Origin of the sequence: Shimia sp. (assembly GCF_039969785.1) — a bacterium.
Lineage (GTDB): Bacteria > Pseudomonadota > Alphaproteobacteria > Rhodobacterales > Rhodobacteraceae > Shimia.
In genome coordinates this window covers 56048-73659 of record NZ_JBDVNC010000034.1, presented here as the reverse complement: position 1 = coordinate 73659, position 17612 = coordinate 56048, and the positions used below count along the sequence as shown (strand labels likewise).

The following is a 17612-nucleotide window of genomic DNA, read 5'->3' as shown; positions in this document are numbered from 1 at the left end:
AGGAAAACAACGGCAAAGATACAAAAAACTGGCGCGCAGAGGCGATGAAATGGGCGAATGGTTTGCATGCTACAAACCTAGGCCCGGTTCTGGATCAGCGTCAACCGGGGCCTTTTTGGGCTGAAACAGAGACGAATATTCGCATAAGGGCAATCAAATGAGCGAAGACTTTAACATGACAATGCGTAAGTTCCTGAAGCAGGTTGGCGTGACTTCCCAGCAAGCAATCGAGGACGCGATGCGCAGCGCCGGGTCGGATGAAACTGCGGGCAAGGAGTTCGACGCAAAGGTGGTTCTGACCATTAATGGCCTGGACTTTGAACATGTCGTGACCGGCAAGATCGCGGGGCGGTCCTGAATGGCAACGCGTGAACAGGTTCTGGAGGTTCTCAAAGGGTTGACCGATCCGGTCTCGGGGTCTGATCTGGTGGCCAGCGGTATGGTGCGGGCGCTGAATATTGACGATGGCGAAGTCCGGTTCGTGATGGAAATCGACCCGGCACATGCGCAGGTTCTGCAACCCGTCAAAGACGATGCAGAGGATCGTCTGAATGCGCTGGACGGGGTCAGATCCGTGTCCGTTGTGATGACCGCGCATTCGTCTCCCAAAGCCCCACCGGACCTTAAAGCGTCGCGTCCTGCCGAACCTCAGGGGCCGCAAAAAATCCCGGGTATTGACCGGATAATTGCAGTGGCGTCGGGCAAAGGTGGTGTTGGAAAATCAACCATCTCGGCCAACCTTGCCGCCGCGCTGGCCGCCGAAGGTCGGCGCGTGGGCTTGCTGGATGCAGATGTTTATGGCCCGTCTCAGCCACGCATGCTTGGCGTGAGCGGTCGCCCGTCAAGCCCGGATGGTAAGACGATTTTGCCGATGCGGAATCACGGTGTTACGATGATGTCCATCGGCCTGATGACGCGCGAGGAAGAGGCCGTTGTCTGGCGGGGTCCAATGCTGATGGGCGCCTTGCAGCAAATGCTCAATCAGGTGCAGTGGGGCGCGTTGGATGTGCTGATCGTTGATTTGCCGCCGGGCACTGGCGACGTTCAGATGACACTGGCGCAAAAGGCCGAACTGAACGGGGCAATCGTGGTCTCGACCCCTCAGGACATTGCGTTGCTGGATGCGCGTAAGGGTATCAATATGTTTGAGAAATTGGGCACGCCCATCATCGGCATGATCGAAAACATGAGCACCCATATCTGTTCAAACTGCGGTCACGAAGAGCATATGTTTGGCCATGGCGGCGTCGCAGCAGAGGCAGAGAAACTTGGCGTGCCGTTGATGGCTGAAATCCCTTTGTCGATGAACATTCGTGTGGCCGCTGACGGTGGTGCGCCGATTGTGGTGTCAGACCCGACATCTGCACAAGCGCAGGCGTTCAGAGCGCTGGCGAAAACGCTTGTCACAGAGGGGGTTGCATGACCAACCCCCCGCAATTCCCACCATTGTTTGAAGGGCTTGCCCTAAGCGGTATGGCCGACCCTTTCGCAAAGGCGCAAACGCAGGCGATCATGGGGTGTGATGCGGGGTTGGTGGTTTACAATCTGGCGGCCGACCAGTTGCGCGCGGCGATTGTGTTTGCCCCCGAAGTTGCCCTGCGCGAGGCGATGCCGGTGTTGATCGCCTGCGGCATCGGATTTCAGAATGCACTGGGGGCATTGGCACCGCCTGAGGTGGCTGTGCATCTGGGTTGGACTGGCGGTATTTTTGTCAACGGCGCGGCCTGCGGCCAGCTTAGAATCGCCGCCTCTGATACTGATGAAGCGGCGGTTCCTGACTGGATTGTCGTCGGGCTGAACATCCCCCTGATCCCACCGGATCCCGAAGCACCGGGCAGCGCGCCGGGGCAGACATGTCTGTATGAAGAAGGCTGTGTTGACGTCGCGCCAGAGGACCTTTTGAGCGCGTGGGTGCGACACACTTTGGTCTGGGTGAACCGGATGGAAGAAGACGGGATGAAGCCGCTGAGCGAAGAATGGCGCGGTTTGGGAAGAGACATGGGAGAAGACGTGTCGTGGACCATTCAAGGCACTGAAGAAACAGGCCTTTTCGTTGGTGTGGACGAAGTGTTCGGCGCCTTGCTGAGGACCGAAAATGAGACACGCCTGCTTTCATTAAGCAGGCTGTTGGACAAGGGAGAGTAGTCATGTTGCTGGCACGCGCCATTCATTTTGACGAGAGCGATCAGCGGGTATTTTTCAACCCGGCCCGGACCGGTGAATGGGCCATAAGCGGCGGGTTTGAGTTTTCAAACTGGTCCGATGCCGATCTGACCGGAAAAGCACGTCAGGCCTTTGCCAATGGCTGGCTGGGGGTGGAGACGTTTGGCCGGGTCACGTTTGTGGCGGTCACGGCCATAGAAGACAGCGAGATGGCTGCACTGGAACAGGCTGTGGCGCAGCATTTTGTCAATATATACGGCGCACCTTCGGTGGAGGCTGCCCTGCCCGTGGCACGTGAAGAGCTGCGCCATATGGCCGAGCTTTGCGCTGAGCATGATCCCAATACTTTGCTGACCGTCGCGCGTGAGTTGTCCGAGGCCGGTGTCAGGGAACAGTTTCGAGCCATAAAGCCGGCAGAAGCCGAATTGGAACAGTTCGCCATACACGCCACACCAGATAGCTAGAGATGAGCAACGGGCGCTGATGTTGCGCCTGTTTTGGCGAATCGTTGATTAATGGCCCTATTTTAAGGGATTTTTGGCTTCGGCAGCCCGTCGGCAATACGTCGGTATTGCATCGGTCCCGTTTGTCTGTTTCCGGGTATGAATACCGCGGGCGTTGCTCGTTCGCGTATTGCGGCCCTGCGGTGCGCCGTATAGAGCACCCCAATACGCGCAGTGCGGAGACATCAAATGACGTATTGGTTTATTGCGGGGTTGGCCGCCTATCTTATGGGATTGTCCAAAGGTGGCATTCCGATGATCGCGGTTTTGTCCGTACCGCTGATGTCGCTGTACATGGACCCGGCCAAGGCGGCGGGTTTGCTACTACCCATCTATGTTGTCGCGGATTGCTATGCGATTTACCTGTTCCGCAAAGCGATATCCGTGCGGAACCTGAAGATACTTATTCCAGGAGCAATCGCGGGGGTTCTGATTGGCTTTCTGGCGGTTTCACATGTGCCTGTCGAAGCGGTTAAACTTTTGGTTGCGGCCATTGGATTTTACTATCTTGCCAATGCGATGCGGAAACGGTTCTCCAAAAAGGAAATTGCGGCCCGTCCTGCGGATGTACCGCGCGGCATCTTCTGGGGAACGTTGACCGGGATCACGAGCTATATCTCGCACGCGGGCGGCCCCCCGTATCAGAACTATGTACTGCCTCAAAAGCTCGACAAGATGGTGTATCTGGGCACAACCACGATATTCTTTACCATCGTGAACCTGCTAAAAGTGCCGCCCTATATTCTGGCTGGCCAGATTACCTGGGAATCGACCGGGCAGGCATTGTGGCTGGCACCGATGGCGCTTTTTGGCGCGTGGAGCGGTGCTACGTTGTCACGCGTTCTGCCTGAGAAGATATTCTTTGCGTTGATCGAGATCGCGTTGGCGTTGGTGTCATGCAAGCTGGTTTATGAGGCGGTCTTTTCCTGACAGGGCTTGCGCTGACGCAAGCCCTGTTGAGTTAGCGCGCGGCGTTGAATGTAAATAACACTTCGCCGTTTAGCGTGTAGCCGTTGATCAGGTCTTTTGCGCGGTCGCTGATTAGCCATGCTTCGAGCTGCGCGGCGAGGTCATTTTTGACATGTCCGTGTTTGGCAGAGTTCACCGGCAAATAGGCATATTGGTTGAACAGCACCGGATCACCGGAAAAGAGCAGCGCCAGATCGCCCTTGTTGCCGAACTTCAGCCAGCTCGCCCGGTCGGACATGATATAGGCGTTCATGCCTGACGCCGTGTTTAACGATGCGCCCATCCCGGCGCCAGCGGCCTTGTACCAAGCGACATCACGCGCAGCATCATCGATCCCCGCCGCTGCCCATAGAGACGCCTCTTTCTTATGCGTGCCACTGTCGTCGCCGCGGCTGACAAAGGGGGACTTGGCGGACGCAATCATGGTCAGGGCCGCAGCCGCAGAATCTGCGTCTGTGATCCCCGCAGGATCGGCGGACGGGCCGATCAAGACAAAGTCATTATACATGATCTCGGTCCGATGCGTGCCATTGCCACCGGCGATGAATTTGTCCTCGGCCTTTTGGGAGTGCACCAGAATGGCGTCGACATCGCCCGCTTCGCCAAGGCGGATCGCCTGACCGGTGCCAACAACCAAGAGCTGGACCTCAAGCCCAAGGTCTTTTTGAATTTCGGGCAACAGCACCTCGGCCAGCCCGGAATTGTGAAACGATGTGGTCACCGCCACTTTCATGTCGTCGGCCTGGGCCGCCAGTCCTGTCAGCGTCATCGCTGCAGCGGCAAGCAGGGTCTTCCAGTTCATTCTACGATATCTCCCTGAATAAAGGCGCGCGCTTCGGGGGTGGTTGGGGTGGAAAAGAACTGATCCGCCGGGGCGGCCTCATGCAGTTGACCGCGATAGATGAACCACACGTCCCGGGCCAGGCGCCGGGCCTGACCGATGTCATGCGTGGCCATCACGATGCGGGTCCCATTTTCATGGGCCGCCTGCACCAGTTCTTCGAATTCACGTGTGGCCCGGCCATCAAGATTGGCACAGGGTTCGTCCAGAAACAGGATTTCCGGGTCGCGGATCAGCGCCCGGGCCAGCGCCAGTTTCTGGCGTTCGCCACCAGACAGAACCGTGGCCAGTTTACCGGCAGAGTCCGACAGCCCCACCCGGTCAAGCCATTGTGCGGCGGTGTCGCGCGCCTGTTTGCGCGGCGTGCCATGGATGATCAGCGGATAAGCCACATTATCGAGCGCGGACCGGCGCATCATAATCGGGGTCTGAAAAACAAAAGACTGACGCTTTCGGGCCTCTTCCTCGGGCACCTGCCAATGCATGGTCCCGCGCGACACGCGTTCCATACCGTGCAACAGGCGCAACAGTGTGCTTTTGCCAGCCCCGTTAGGGCCCATGACCACGGTCAGACCGGATGGCCCGACGCTGAGTGAGACCGGCCCCACCAACACTTTGCTACGCCGTCTGACAATGGCGTCGGTCACTTCAAGGGGAAGAATGCATGGGCTCACCATCTGTCGCTGACCTCGGTTCGGGACAGGCTGTGGATGATCAGATTGACCAGAATGGCGAGACCGATCAGCACAAAGCCCAGCGCCAGTGCGAGCGAAAAGTTGCCCTTGCCGGTTTCCAAAGCGATGGCTGTGGTCAGCACGCGGGTGGCGTTGTCGATATTGCCCCCGACGATCATGATTGCGCCGACCTCGCCAATGCCGCGTCCAAATCCGGCCAGCGCAGCGGTCAACAGCGCGCGGCGCCCATCCCAGAGCAAAGTGGTGATGCGCTGACGACGTGTGGTGTTCAGAGAGATCAGTAGATCATGATATTCCGCCCAAAGCTCTCGAATCGCCTGATGCGAGATCGAAGCAATCAGCGGCGTCAGGATGATAACCTGTGCAATAATCATGGCCGTGGGTGTGAACAGAAGGCCAAAGACCCCAAACGGACCGGACCGCGACAACAGCAGATATACAATCAGCCCCACCACCACAGGCGGCAGTCCCATCAGCGCGTTCATTGTGGCAATCACAATGCGACGATAGCGAAACCGGCGTACAGCCAGCCAGCATCCCAGCGGCAGACCGATGGCTGATGCAACCGCGACAGCCGTTAGAGTTACGCGAAGCGAGCGCAACGAAATCTCGATGAGATCCCGATCCAGAGTGACGATGAGGTGGGCCGCTTGCCGCAGACCTTCCAGAATTTCGTTCATACTCTTTGACTGACCGTCCTAAATTAGGGACTGCGATTCCTGCAGCCCAACGCGTGATTTTCGACCATCCGGCGCGCCGAATTATTTGGTCGTTTAGTCTTGATCGTTACATTTTTTTGGTTTGACAAGGGGATGTCAGAAAAATGCGTGCCCCTTTGTCGGGGGCGGATGAAACTGGCCAAAATGTCTCTGCGCCCAATGTGGCAATCGTCAATTTGTCCGTTTGGGCGCGCAGTATTGATTTTTGGGTCAGTCAATCAGAAAGGCGTATTGCCACTTGCGCGAACCAAGGTTCCGCGATTTGGTGACTGAGCGGACGGGAAATGTAGTGCCAGGACAAGAAAGAATGAAATTGAGCTTGGCATTATTATGCACATTGTGCAATAAATTGGCATTATATTGCCAAAGGTCATTTGGGAGGTAGTCATGACCAGTCGCAGAACTATTCTGAATCTTATCGGTGGGGTTGCTGCAGCAGCGCTGACCGCAGGCGCGGCCATGGCGGAGGACGTGACGCTGCGTATGCATCAGTTCCTGCCACCACAAGCCAACGTACCTAAGCTGATCCTTGATGTCTGGGCCGACGCGGTCGAGAAGGACTCGGGCGGCTCAATCAAAGTTGAGCGTTATCCGTCGATGCAGCTGGGCGGGAAACCACCAGAGCTGATGGATCAGGCGATTGACGGCGTTGCCGACATTGTCTGGACGGTTGTCGGGTATACACCCGGTCGCTATCCATCGACCGAAGTGTTCGAACTGCCCTTTATGGTCGAAGATGCCCGCGCGGCGTCTTATGCCTATTGGAAAATGTTCGACGCCCACATGAAGGACACCGAGTTCAAGAACGTGCACATTCTGGGCACATGGGTGCACGGACCGGGCATGTTCCACACCAACAAAGCCGTGACCAAGCCATCCGATCTGGAAGGCATGAAAATTCGCGGCGGTTCGCGCTTGGTGAACGAACTGTTGAAACTCACCGGCGCGACACCTGTTGGCATGCCGGTTCCGGCAGTTCCCGAAGGCCTGTCCAAAGGTGTGATCGACGGCACCACCATTCCATGGGAAGTGACCGCAGCGCTGAAAGTGCCTGAGCTGGTAGACAATCACACCGAGTTCGAAGGCAACGCGCTTTATACGCTGACCTTTGTGCTGGCGATGAACAAAGCCCGTTACGACGCCCTGTCGGACGACCAGAAAGCCGCAGTTGATAAGAACTCCGGTCTGGAGTTTTCGGTCTTTGCTGGTGGCACTCAGTCAGATTCAGACGGCCCGGCACGTGAGCTGGCTGTGAAGCGTGGCAACAACATCGTCACCGTTTCCGAGGTAGATGCCGCAGAATGGGGCACTGTTGTGCAACCCATCTACGACACCTGGATCGCTGACATGGAGAAGCGTGGCCTTGATGGTCAGGCGATGATCGACGAAGCCAAAATGCTCATGGAAGAGTATAAAAAGAACAACATGTAAGACCACACGTCTTGCATGACCCGAGGGGCCGCAGCCAACGCTGCGGCCCTTTTGCGTTGTGGCGCTGGGTATCGCATCCGGGCTTGCCTTGGTGAGAAGGACCTGCAAAAGGTCGAATATTGCACTTTTTTGCATCTTTTCCAAAAATTTTTCTGCCATGACGCCAAACAATATGCATTATTAAGCATGAACGACTCACCGGGTCTGGGAGGACATTGTCACGGTGAGAGGCCACCCAAAGCGGTGGCGATGCGCGCGGGAGGATCATCGATGCCAGACAGTCAACCAGACAATCAAAATGCGGTTCTGTATTTTGTCGACCGTCATCTGAGTGAAGGGCGCTCCGACAAAGTTGCCTTTCGCGAGGCAGATGGCGCAAAGCGCAGTCTGACCTATGGCCGTCTGGCGGAAGAGGCGGCGCGGTTTGGTGGCGCGTTGCTGAAACACGGGGTGCGCCGTGAAGAACGCATCGCGATGATTGTGCGCGACCAGATCGAATTTCCGGTGATTTTCTGGGGAGCGATGAAGGCGGGTGCGGTGCCGGTGCCTTTGAACACGTTGCTGGCCGCGCCTGTGTATGAAACCATTCTCAACGACAGCCGCGCATCGGTTTTGGTGGTGTCTGAACAACTTTGGGACACGGTGAAACCCGCCATTGCGGACAACACAACTCTGCGCGCTGTGTTGGTGATTGGAACTGCGCCGGACGGCACGGAAAGCTATAACGCCTTCACCAAGGGGGCAGACCCCATCGAAACCGTGCATGCCAATGCGGATGAACTGGCGTTCTGGCTGTATAGTTCAGGGTCAACAGGCGCGCCCAAGGGCGTGCGGCACGTGCATTCCAGCCTCAAAGCCACGTCAGACACGTTTGGCGCACAGGTGCTGGGTGTCACCGAAGATGATACGATGTTTTCAGTGGCCAAGATGTTCTTTGCCTATGGGCTGGGCAACGCCGTGTCTTTTCCGATGGCAGTTGGCGCGACCACCGTCATACTGGGCGGGCGTCCGACGCCGGATGGTGTGCTGAACATTCTGGCGCAGGAAAAGCCGACAATTTTCTGCGGCGTACCAACCTTGTTCGCTGCTGTTGTCGCCGAGCAGGAATCGCGCGGCACGCCCCCGGATCATTCGGTTCGGGTCTGCACCAGCGCCGGAGAAGCCTTGCCGCGTGACATCGGAGAGCGCTGGGAAAAATTGTGGCAATGCGAGATTGTAGACGGCGTTGGCTCGACCGAAATGTTGCACATCTTTTTGTCCAATCGTCCGGGCGACATTGCCTATGGCACGTCCGGGTTGGCGGTGCCGGGCTACGAAGTGCGGCTGGTGGACGAGCATGACGAAGATGTCGGCGAAGGTGAAGTGGGCGAGCTGTTGGTGCGCGGCCCGTCCAGCGCCGAGGGGTATTGGAACCGGCGCGACAAAAGCATGTCGACATTCGAAGGCCATTGGACCCGCACAGGCGACAAATATGAACGGGACGAGTCCGGGCGGTATGTCTATTGCGGGCGCACGGATGACATGTTCAAGGTCTCGGGCATTTGGGTCAGCCCGTTTGAAGTGGAACAGACACTGATCGAATACCCCGGTATTCTCGAAGCAGCGGTGGTTGCGCGCGCCGACAGTGAGGACCTGATCAAACCGGCGGCGTTTGTGGTGCTGAAAGACGGTGTTGATACGCCCGACGCGCAAAGCCTGAAGGATTTCGTCAAAGACAAGATCGGCATGTGGAAATATCCGCGCTGGGTGTCGGTTGTCGATGATTTGCCCAAGACCGCAACAGGCAAGATTCAACGATTTAAGCTGCGGAGTGCTGCAGAGTGACGCTGAACTGGGCGGCCGGAAACGGGCGTTTGGTGGCAGGCGGGGCTGCGTTGGAATGGGCCTGTTGGGGACCAGAACCGGGTGAGGGTCCGGTGATTGTCATGCTGCACGAAGGTCTGGGATGCGTGGCGTTGTGGCGGGATTTTCCGACCCGGATCGCCGCAGCAACCGGGCTGCCTGTGCTGGCCTATTCCCGGGCCGGATATGGGCAATCAGATGCCGCGACCCTGCCCCGCCCTGTGGATTACATGACGGCCGAGGCGGTTGATGTGCTGCCGGACGTTCTTGATGCCATTGGACCCGGTCCGGTCATCCTGATGGGGCATTCCGACGGCGCGACGATTGCGGCGGAATATGCCGGTCGGGTCGCCGATTACCGGGTGCGCGGACTGATTCTGATGGCACCGCATTTCTTTACCGAACCTATGGGATTGCAAGAGATTGAGCGCGCCAGACAGGCTTGGGAAACCACCAATTTACGGGATCGGATGGGCAAATATCACGCCAATCCCGAGGTCGCCTTTTGCGGCTGGAACGCGGCCTGGTTGAACCCGGAATTTCGCGATTGGCATGTGGGTGAGGTGATCGACTACCTGCGCATTCCGACACTTGTCATCCAGGGACGCGACGATCAGTATGGCACGCTGGCGCAGGTCCGCGAAGTTGAAGAACGTTCTTATGCCCCTGTGGATGTGGTTGTTCTGGTCAATTGCCGGCACGCGCCACATCAGGATCATCCGGATGCCGTACTGGCGGCAATAACAGACTATTGCGCGCGGTTGATCCGGATTGAAACCGCATGACGGTCGCACCCGACTGGCGCCCGCCGCATGTCTATGTACCGGGCGAAACCGCCCGCCATGACGCGGGTCTGTTTGACCGGTTTGGCTTTTCGTTAGACGATATCGAAGCATCTGAGCGGTGGCGGCTGGCGCATGCCTTTATACAAGAGGGATATTTCTGGGAAGCGCATGAGTTGCTGGAGCCGATCTGGATGGGATTGCCGCCGGGATCACGGGAGAGGGCATTGGTGCAGGGATTGATCCAACTGGCCAATGCCGGATTAAAGCGTCGCATGGGACGCGAAAACGCTGTGGCGCGACTTGCAGAAATGGCGCGGGAATTGCTGTTTGTGGAGGGAACTGAAGAGGAGGCCGTGATTCTCGGAATATCGCGTTCCGACGTCAGCAGGCTGTGGAACAGCGTTTTTGGAAGTCAGTAGCGATGAGCATAATTTTTATGCTTTATAATGCAGTTTTTACTCATAATTTGCGCCTCTCCACCCGAATTCACTACAAAACACCCCCAACACTCGCATTATTGTGCACTAAATAGCTTTACCGACTCAACACTTGGCATTATCGTGCACTGTGACGCATGGCATGAAGGAAACGCGCGATGACCAAGCTGATCGACTTTCAGACCGACCCCTCACAGTATCGACACTGGCGGGTGGAATATGATGGGCCCGTGGCCAACCTGATTATGGATGTCGATGAAAATGGCGGCTTGTTTGACGGCTATCAGCTTAAGCTGAACTCATACGATCTTGGTGTGGATATCGAGCTGGCCGATGTTGTGCAGCGCATGCGGTTTGAGCATCCCGAGGTCAAGGTTGTGGTGATGAAATCCGCCAAGGACCGCGTGTTTTGCGCCGGGGCGAATATTCGCATGCTGGGTGGGGCCGCGCATGGGCATAAGGTCAATTTCTGCAAATTCACCAACGAAACCCGCAACACGTTTGAGGCTGCCGAAGCGGATTCAGGTCAGAAATATATGGCAGCCGTAAAAGGCGCCTGTGCTGGCGGCGGATACGAGCTGGCGCTGGCGTGCAACCACATCATGCTGACCGATGACAGCGCGTCCTCAGTGGCCTTGCCCGAAGTGCCGCTTTTGGCTGTGCTGCCGGGCACAGGCGGGCTGACCCGAGTGACTGACAAACGCAAAGTGCGCCGGGATAGGGCTGACATATTCTGTACCATCGAAGAAGGCGTACGCGGCAAACGCGCCAAAGAGTGGCGGCTGGTCGACGAGGTGATTTCGAACGCGACATTTGACGCCACTGTCGCGGAGCGCGCGGTGGAATTTGCGACGGCTTCGCCCAAGGCTGATGTCGCCCAGGGGATTGCCTTGCCCCCACTGAACCGGGACTTTGGTGACAATGGGTCTGTAACCTATTCACTGGTCGAAGTGGTCATGGATCGCGCGGCGCGCAGTGCGACGATTACGTTGCACGGACCAGATATGGACGCGCCTGCGGATATGGATGCATTCACCGCGCAAGGGGCCGAAGCCTATATGCTGCGATTGGCCCGCGAACTGGACGACGCTATTCTGCATTTGCGCCTGAACGAGATGGATCTGGGGCTGCTGGTGTTTCGAACCCAAGGCGCCCCCGAGACATTTCTGGCCCATGAAACGTTGTTGCTGGACAATGCGGGGCACTGGCTGGCCAACGAAGTGCTGCAGTATTGGAAGCGAATTTTGAAGCGGGTAGATGTCACTTCGCGCTCTATGGTTGCGCTGGTCGAACACGGATCCTGTTTCGCAGGCATCCTGGCCGAGCTGCTGTTTTCCGTGGATCGTTCGTACATGATGGAAGATGAGTTTGAGGGCGACAATCGACCACTGGCCACCATCACGCTAAGCCCGGCGAACTTTGGGCCCATGCCAATGGGTAATGATCTGACGCGGCTGGAAACGCGGTTTCTTGGCGAACCTGAAAGCGTGACTGCCGCGAAGGTAAAAACTGGATCTGCGCTGGAAGCCGAAGACGCCGACGCGCTGGGGCTGGTAACAGAAATTCTCGATGACATCGATTGGGACGACGAAATTCGCATCTTTATGGAGGAGCGGGCGTCGTTCAGCCCGGATGCCATGACCGGTATGGAGGCGAACCTGCGCTTTGCCGGACCAGAGACGATGGAAACCCGGATTTTTGGCCGCCTGACCGCGTGGCAAAACTGGATTTTCAACCGCCCCAACGCGGTGGGATCCGAAGGTGCGCTGAAGCGCTATGGGACGGGCGTGCGCGGCAAATACAACATGGAACGTGTGTGAAGACCTGAAGGTAGGTCGGACAATATTGTCCGACCTACGAGGGGTCGCAGGAGGAATAGAATGCTTGATCTGATTAATGTGAGTTACGATACGCAAATCCCCAACAACGTAGGTTTGTCTTCGGATAAAAAAGTGTTGAAAGCGCTTGAAAAATGGCACCCGGGTTACATCAATTGGTGGAACGACCTGATCCCACAGCAGTTTCAGCAATCGATGGTCTATCTGCGCACCGCTGTCAGCGTCGACCCAAAAGGCTGGGCCAAATTTGATTATGTGAAAATGCCCGAATACCGCTGGGGTGTCTTGCTTGCACCCGAAGTGGAAGGGCGCACCATCCCATGTGGCGAGCACAAAGGGCAAGCCGCATGGCAAGAGGTTCCCGGCGAATACCGCAACCTGATGAAACGTCTGATCGTGATCCAGGGCGACACGGAACCAGGCTCTGTCGAGCAACAGCGCTTTCTCGGTCTGACCGCCCCATCACTTTACGACATGCGCAACTTGTTTCAGGTGAACGTTGAAGAGGGCCGCCACCTTTGGGCGATGGTTTACCTTTTGCAGAAATATTTTGGCCGTGACGGTCGGGAAGAGGCCGACGACATGCTGCGCCGGTCTTCGGGCTCCGAGGAGGCACCGCGCATGTTGGGCGCGTTCAACGAAGAAACGCCCGATTGGCTGTCGTTTTTTATGTTCACCTATTTCACCGACCGGGACGGCAAGATGCAGTTGGAATCGCTGGCGCAGTCGGGCTTTGACCCGCTCAGCCGCACCTGCCGCTTTATGCTGACCGAAGAAGCGCATCATATGTTCGTTGGCGAAACCGGGGTTGGTCGCACAATTGAGCGCACCTGTCAGGTGATGAAAGAAAACGGCATCACTGACCCGTATGACACCAACAAAATCCGCGACCTGGGCGTCATTGATCTGCCCACAATCCAGAAAAAGCTGAACCTGCACTACACGCTCAGTCTGGACCTGTTTGGGCAGGAAGTGTCGACCAATGCTGCCAACGCGTTCAACGCGGGTATCAAAGGCCGGTATCAGGAAAATCGGATCGACGACGACCACCTTCTGACACAGGACACCTATGTGGTCTGGGATATGGAAGACGGCAAAGCGGTGCAAAAAGAAGTGCCTGCTCTGACTGCAATCAATATGCGGCTGCGCGACGATTACACCCGCGATGCGGCTGGCGGCGTTGGGCGCTGGAACAAGATCATCGCCAAGATAGGGATCGAGTTTGAGCTGAAGCTGCCGCACGAAAGCTTTAACCGCAAAATCGGGGTGTTTTCCGGGCACAATTTCAACCCGGATGGCAAGATTGTCAGCGGTGCTGAATATGATGCGGGATTGCCGGATTGGCTCACCACACATGCGGATGGTGATTTCATTCAGTCATTGATGAAACCGGTGACCGAGCCTGGAAAATACGCCAGCTGGATCAATCCGCCCAAGGTAGGGATCGACAACAAACCCGGCGATTTCGAGTATGTGAAACTTCATATGGCGTGATCAGGATCAAACACGGTATGATCCGGGTACGTTATGCTGTCCGGATCGCACCCTTCACCAGCCCCCCAATCTCAGGAGAGGACGGATGCCTATTACTCGTTCAACAACCCCAACCCACCAGACCAGCTCGATTTCGCGCGAAATTGCCTGTCTGACAGGCCCTTGCATAGGCTGCACGGATTGTCGGGGTTTGTGCAACGCGTTGATCGAGGCGATCACCTTGCCTGACACCATCTTGTCCAAAACGCGCGATACATGAACCAGCCCTTTAAGCAGCACCTGATTGACCCGGAAATTTGCATTCGGTGTTACACGTGCGAAATGACGTGTCCGATTGGCGCGATCCAGCATGACGACAACAATGTCGTCGTTGACCCCGACACCTGCGACTCTTGCATGGATTGCATTCCGGTGTGCCCGACCGGGTCGATTGACGAATGGCGTGTTGTTGAAACGCCTTATGCGCTGGACGATCAATATGGTTGGGAAGAACTGCCTGAGCAGCAGGAAATTGGTGCGGCATCCACAGACGGCGACGCCGAGGCGCTGGACCCGGCCATTGCCGCATTGCTGGAAGACGCGCACAAGGGCGCAGGCGGCAAAGCGCGGGCACCGGCAAGTGCCGCCAGGCCGACGATCAACATGTATACGCTGGGCAAACCGGCCAGGGCCAATGTACAGGGCAATTTCCGACTGACCGCCGCCGACAGCGAAACCGATATTCGTCACATCATCCTGACCTTTCAGGGGCAGACCTTTCCTGTGCTCGAAGGGCAAACTATCGGGATCATCCCACCGGGCACTGACGCGGATGGGAACGCCCACCTGCCCCGGCTTTATTCAGTGTCCAGCCCACGCGACGGCGAGCGTGAGAACTTTGGCAATGTGTCGCTGACCGTGAAACGCGAAGACCGCGGGATTGCCTCTAACTATATTTGCGACCTGAAACCCGGTGACGAGGTGATGGTGACCGGCCCGTTTGGCTCGACCTTCCTCTTGCCCGAAGACCCGCAGGCGCGGCTTTTGATGGTCTGTACCGGAACAGGCTCGGCCCCGATGCGCGCGTTTACCATGCGGCGCGAGCGGACCGTTGGGAACAAATCCGGCGGTATGACGATGTTCTTTGGTGCGCGTTCCCCGGATTCCCTGCCGTATTTTGGCCCCCTGAACAAATTGCCTGCCTCTTTGCTGCGCACCCATATGGTGTTTTCCCGCATCCCCGGCGCGCCAAAAGAATACGTTCAGGACCGGATGATGGTCGAACAAGAGGCGATTGCAGACCTGCTGTCCGATCCAAAAACCCACATCTATATTTGCGGGCTGCGCGGTATGGAGGAAGGGGTGGAAAAAACCCTGACCAACATTGCGGAAAGCATCGGCACGCCGTGGGCGGCCTTGCGAGATTCCATGCGCGACGAAGGGCGTTATCACGTGGAGACGTATTGAACATGAGCCCTGCTGAGGACGGCGGTGTCCCGCATTTCGAACATGAAGTCCGCGTGACGTGGGGCGATTGTGACCCGGCCAAAATCGCCTATACCGCGCGCATTCCGTGGTTTGCATTGGATGCGATCAATGCCTGGTGGGAGGAACATTTGGGCGGGGATGGCTGGTTTCAGATGGAACTGGATCGCAATGTTGGCACACCCTTTGTGCATATGTCACTGGATTTCCACGCCCCGATCACGCCGCGCCACAGGCTAATGTGTCAGGTCGACCCGATCCGGCTTGGCCAAAGCTCGATCCGGTTTCGGGTGCTGGGCCGCCAGGATGGTGGCTTGTGTTTCTCTGGCGAGTTTGTATGTGTGTTCATCGTGGCTGCAGAATTCCGCAAACAGGCCGTGCCCGACGACATCCGGGCGATGGTCACACCGCTGATCCCGCCGTCTGGCGCATGATATTGCAGCATTTTGTCAATGTTTGCGCTTAAACAATTGATCAGACCGTAAAATCGCGCTAATTTTTGCACTATTATACACAATGAGTGCGGCGCCATGGCGGAAATCACCAACTTCAGGGGCGACACCCAACCGGTCGAACAAACGTCTTCGATTGATCGGGCTGTTCAGCAGCTGATTGTGCGTGTTGGCGACCGGGTCCGCAAGGCACGCGAACGCAAGGGCATTCCGCGCCGTGTTTTGTCGGAACGTTCCGGTGTGTCGCCCCGGTATCTGGCGCAGTTGGAATCCGGTGCGGGCAATATCTCGATCGGCTTGCTGGAACGCGTGGCAATTGCGCTGGATCACCGGATCGAATGGTTCGTGGGAGAAGAAGACCCGTGGACCTCGGACTCAGTCAAGATGGCGAATTTGTTTCAGACATCAGACCGCGAGACGCAACAAGCGGTGATGAGCCTGCTCAACCCAACCGGGCCGGGGCTGCAAAAGGCGCACCGCATTTGTCTTTTGGGGCTGCGCGGCGCCGGGAAATCGACGTTGGGTAAGCTGGCGGGCACGCGGTTGGACATGCCATTTCTGGAGCTGAATCGCGAGATCGAAGACCACAGCGGTATGCCGGTCTCCGAGGTCATGGCGCTTTATGGGCAGGACGGGTATCGCAAACTGGAAAGTCAGGCTTTGCAGCGTGTGGTGGCCACCCATGACTCGGTTATTCTGGCGGTCGCGGGCGGCATTGTGGCTGAACCGATGACATATAATGCTCTGCTCAGCAATTTTCACACCGTCTGGGTCAAGGCCAGCCCCGAAGAGCACATGACGCGGGTGCAGGCACAGGGCGATGACCGTCCCATGGCCGGCAATCCCGAAGCGATGCAGCAGCTGCGCGACTTGCTGACAAGCCGCGAGCCAATCTATGACCGCGCCGAAACCACGCTGGACACAACCGGACGCACGCAGGATCAATCGCTGCACGATCTGACCGGCCTGATTGACGCCGAAGGGTTTCTGAGCTGATCCGACAGATGCGAGGCTCTGGCGAAACTGGCCACGTCTACAGGCATGGATCGCTCGACATCAATGCCGACTGCGCGGAACAAATCTGCCGTTGATTGAGGCGCGCGCAATGACCGTACACAGCCGAATCTGTGGAAAAACAATTACGCCCGTATTCTCAAATTCGCATCGTCCCCTACTTATTCAAAATCCGGCTTGCGCTTCTCCAGAAACGACAACACACCTTCGCTGTAATCCGGGTGCGCGCCTGCCACGCCCTGAAGCGCGGCTTCCTGTTTCAGGTAGTCATCCAGATCGGGCGCTGTGGCTGCTGCGGCGATGGCTTGTTTGATGCAGGCCAGCGCTGTGCGGGGGGTTGCGGCCAGTTTTGCCACCAGACGGGCGGTTTCTTCGCTCAGCGCATCATCGGAAACACATTTCCAGATCAACCCCAAGGCGGCGGCTTCCTTTGCCGCAAGAGATTCGGCCAGCATCAGCGCGGCCTTGGCGCGCGGCGCGCCCAATCCGCGCAAAAGCGCAAGACCACCACCCGCGTCTACGGACAAACCAACCTTTGAAAAGGACTGAATGAACTTTGCACTGTCAGCAGCAATCACGATATCGCAGGCCAGCGCCAATCCTGAACCGGCTCCGGCCGCCACTCCGTTGACGCTGGCCACCACGGGTTTGGGCATATTGGCGATCGCGCGGACAATCGGATGATAAAGTTCGGCTTGAATCTCTTCCAGATCAAAGGGTTCGCTGCGCCCGCGCGGATCACGTTCTGACAGATCCTGCCCAGCGCAAAACCCGCGGCCCGCCCCCGTCAGACAAATCACACGGATGGAATCATCCGCCGCCGCCGCATCTATTTTTTGGCGCAGCGACAGGATCAGTTCGCGTGTCAGCGCATTCAGCCGGTCCGGGCGGTTCAGCGTAATCGTGGCCACGCCGTTTTCGATGGTCATCAGGACAGGTTCGGTCATCAGCATTCTCCTTTTCGA

The 17612-nt window shown here is 57.2% G+C and carries 19 protein-coding genes; 15 read left to right on the top strand and 4 right to left on the bottom strand.

The genetic code is table 11. The features are described from left to right. The first annotated feature begins 157 nt into the window (after window positions 1–157). From ABJI08_RS15965 to ABJI08_RS15945, 5 genes are all read left to right on the top strand, one after another. A complete protein-coding gene (locus ABJI08_RS15965; protein WP_348402842.1) occupies window positions 158–358 on the top strand; it encodes a DUF6494 family protein in 201 nt (66 codons plus the stop codon). Next, on the top strand, window positions 359–1423 hold the full coding sequence (locus ABJI08_RS15960; protein WP_348402841.1) for an Mrp/NBP35 family ATP-binding protein: 1065 nt from the start codon (window positions 359–361) through the stop codon (window positions 1421–1423). Next, on the top strand, window positions 1420–2145 hold the full coding sequence (locus ABJI08_RS15955; protein WP_348402840.1) for a DUF4444 domain-containing protein: 726 nt from the start codon (window positions 1420–1422) through the stop codon (window positions 2143–2145). Before ABJI08_RS15960 ends, ABJI08_RS15955 begins: the two co-directional genes overlap by 4 nt. 2 nt (window positions 2146–2147) lie before the next feature. Next, window positions 2148–2627, top strand: a complete 480-nt coding sequence (locus tag ABJI08_RS15950; RefSeq protein ID WP_348402839.1) for a DUF6505 family protein — start codon at window positions 2148–2150, stop codon at window positions 2625–2627. Between the two features lie 228 nt (window positions 2628–2855). Beyond that, window positions 2856–3596, top strand: a complete 741-nt coding sequence (locus tag ABJI08_RS15945) for a sulfite exporter TauE/SafE family protein (RefSeq protein ID WP_348402838.1) — start codon at window positions 2856–2858, stop codon at window positions 3594–3596. 31 nt (window positions 3597–3627) lie between these two features. Here the strand turns inward: ABJI08_RS15945 and ABJI08_RS15940 are convergent, their stop codons facing one another. The 3 genes from ABJI08_RS15940 to ABJI08_RS15930 are packed head-to-tail and all read right to left on the bottom strand — an operon-like array spanning window position 3628 to window position 5851. Then, window positions 3628–4437, bottom strand: a complete 810-nt coding sequence (locus ABJI08_RS15940) for a substrate-binding domain-containing protein (RefSeq protein ID WP_348402837.1) — start codon at window positions 4435–4437, stop codon at window positions 3628–3630. Beyond that, entirely contained in the window at window positions 4434–5153 is a 720-nt protein-coding gene (locus ABJI08_RS15935; RefSeq protein WP_348402836.1) for an ATP-binding cassette domain-containing protein, read from the bottom strand. Before ABJI08_RS15935 ends, ABJI08_RS15940 begins: the two co-directional genes overlap by 4 nt. Next, complete coding sequence (locus tag ABJI08_RS15930) at window positions 5147–5851, bottom strand: ABC transporter permease (RefSeq protein WP_348402835.1); 705 nt, start codon at window positions 5849–5851, stop codon at window positions 5147–5149. The genes ABJI08_RS15935 and ABJI08_RS15930 overlap by 7 nt, the downstream gene beginning before the upstream one ends. A gap of 426 nt (window positions 5852–6277) precedes the next feature. Between ABJI08_RS15930 and ABJI08_RS15925 the strand changes: the two genes are divergently transcribed. The 10 genes from ABJI08_RS15925 to ABJI08_RS15880 all read left to right on the top strand — a co-directional run bounded on the left by ABJI08_RS15925 (window position 6278) and on the right by ABJI08_RS15880 (window position 16629). Further along, window positions 6278–7321 (top strand): TRAP transporter substrate-binding protein, encoded by a 1044-nt coding sequence (locus ABJI08_RS15925; protein WP_348402834.1) that lies wholly within the window; start codon window positions 6278–6280, stop codon window positions 7319–7321. A gap of 270 nt (window positions 7322–7591) precedes the next feature. Next, window positions 7592–9145: a benzoate-CoA ligase family protein gene (locus tag ABJI08_RS15920; RefSeq protein ID WP_348402833.1), complete on the top strand. Its 1554-nt coding sequence runs from the start codon at window positions 7592–7594 to the stop codon at window positions 9143–9145. After that, a complete protein-coding gene (locus ABJI08_RS15915; RefSeq protein WP_348402832.1) occupies window positions 9142–9948 on the top strand; it encodes an alpha/beta hydrolase in 807 nt (268 codons plus the stop codon). Before ABJI08_RS15920 ends, ABJI08_RS15915 begins: the two co-directional genes overlap by 4 nt. Beyond that, window positions 9945–10367, top strand: a complete 423-nt coding sequence (locus tag ABJI08_RS15910; protein ID WP_348402831.1) for a DUF309 domain-containing protein — start codon at window positions 9945–9947, stop codon at window positions 10365–10367. Before ABJI08_RS15915 ends, ABJI08_RS15910 begins: the two co-directional genes overlap by 4 nt. 176 nt (window positions 10368–10543) lie before the next feature. Further along, window positions 10544–12205 carry a 2,3-epoxybenzoyl-CoA dihydrolase gene (gene boxC / locus ABJI08_RS15905; RefSeq protein WP_348402830.1) on the top strand — a complete coding sequence of 554 codons (1662 nt, stop codon included), beginning with the start codon at window positions 10544–10546 and terminating at the stop codon, window positions 12203–12205. Window positions 12206–12265: 60 nt separating this feature from the next. Continuing rightward, a complete protein-coding gene (gene boxB, locus ABJI08_RS15900; protein WP_348402829.1) occupies window positions 12266–13717 on the top strand; it encodes a benzoyl-CoA 2,3-epoxidase subunit BoxB in 1452 nt (483 codons plus the stop codon). Window positions 13718–13802: 85 nt separating this feature from the next. Then, on the top strand, window positions 13803–13976 hold the full coding sequence (locus tag ABJI08_RS15895) for a hypothetical protein (protein ID WP_348402828.1): 174 nt from the start codon (window positions 13803–13805) through the stop codon (window positions 13974–13976). Further along, a complete protein-coding gene (gene boxA / locus ABJI08_RS15890) occupies window positions 13973–15163 on the top strand; it encodes a benzoyl-CoA 2,3-epoxidase subunit BoxA (protein ID WP_348402827.1) in 1191 nt (396 codons plus the stop codon). The genes ABJI08_RS15895 and boxA overlap by 4 nt, the downstream gene beginning before the upstream one ends. 2 nt (window positions 15164–15165) lie before the next feature. Continuing rightward, entirely contained in the window at window positions 15166–15615 is a 450-nt protein-coding gene (locus ABJI08_RS15885; protein WP_348402826.1) for an acyl-CoA thioesterase, read from the top strand. Between the two features lie 96 nt (window positions 15616–15711). After that, window positions 15712–16629 (top strand): helix-turn-helix transcriptional regulator, encoded by a 918-nt coding sequence (locus ABJI08_RS15880; protein ID WP_348402825.1) that lies wholly within the window; start codon window positions 15712–15714, stop codon window positions 16627–16629. A 179-nt stretch (window positions 16630–16808) separates the two neighbouring features. On the opposite strand, the gene ABJI08_RS15875 is transcribed toward ABJI08_RS15880, so the two are convergent. Further along, complete coding sequence (locus ABJI08_RS15875; protein ID WP_348402824.1) at window positions 16809–17594, bottom strand: enoyl-CoA hydratase-related protein; 786 nt, start codon at window positions 17592–17594, stop codon at window positions 16809–16811. Window positions 17595–17612 lie beyond the last annotated feature (18 nt).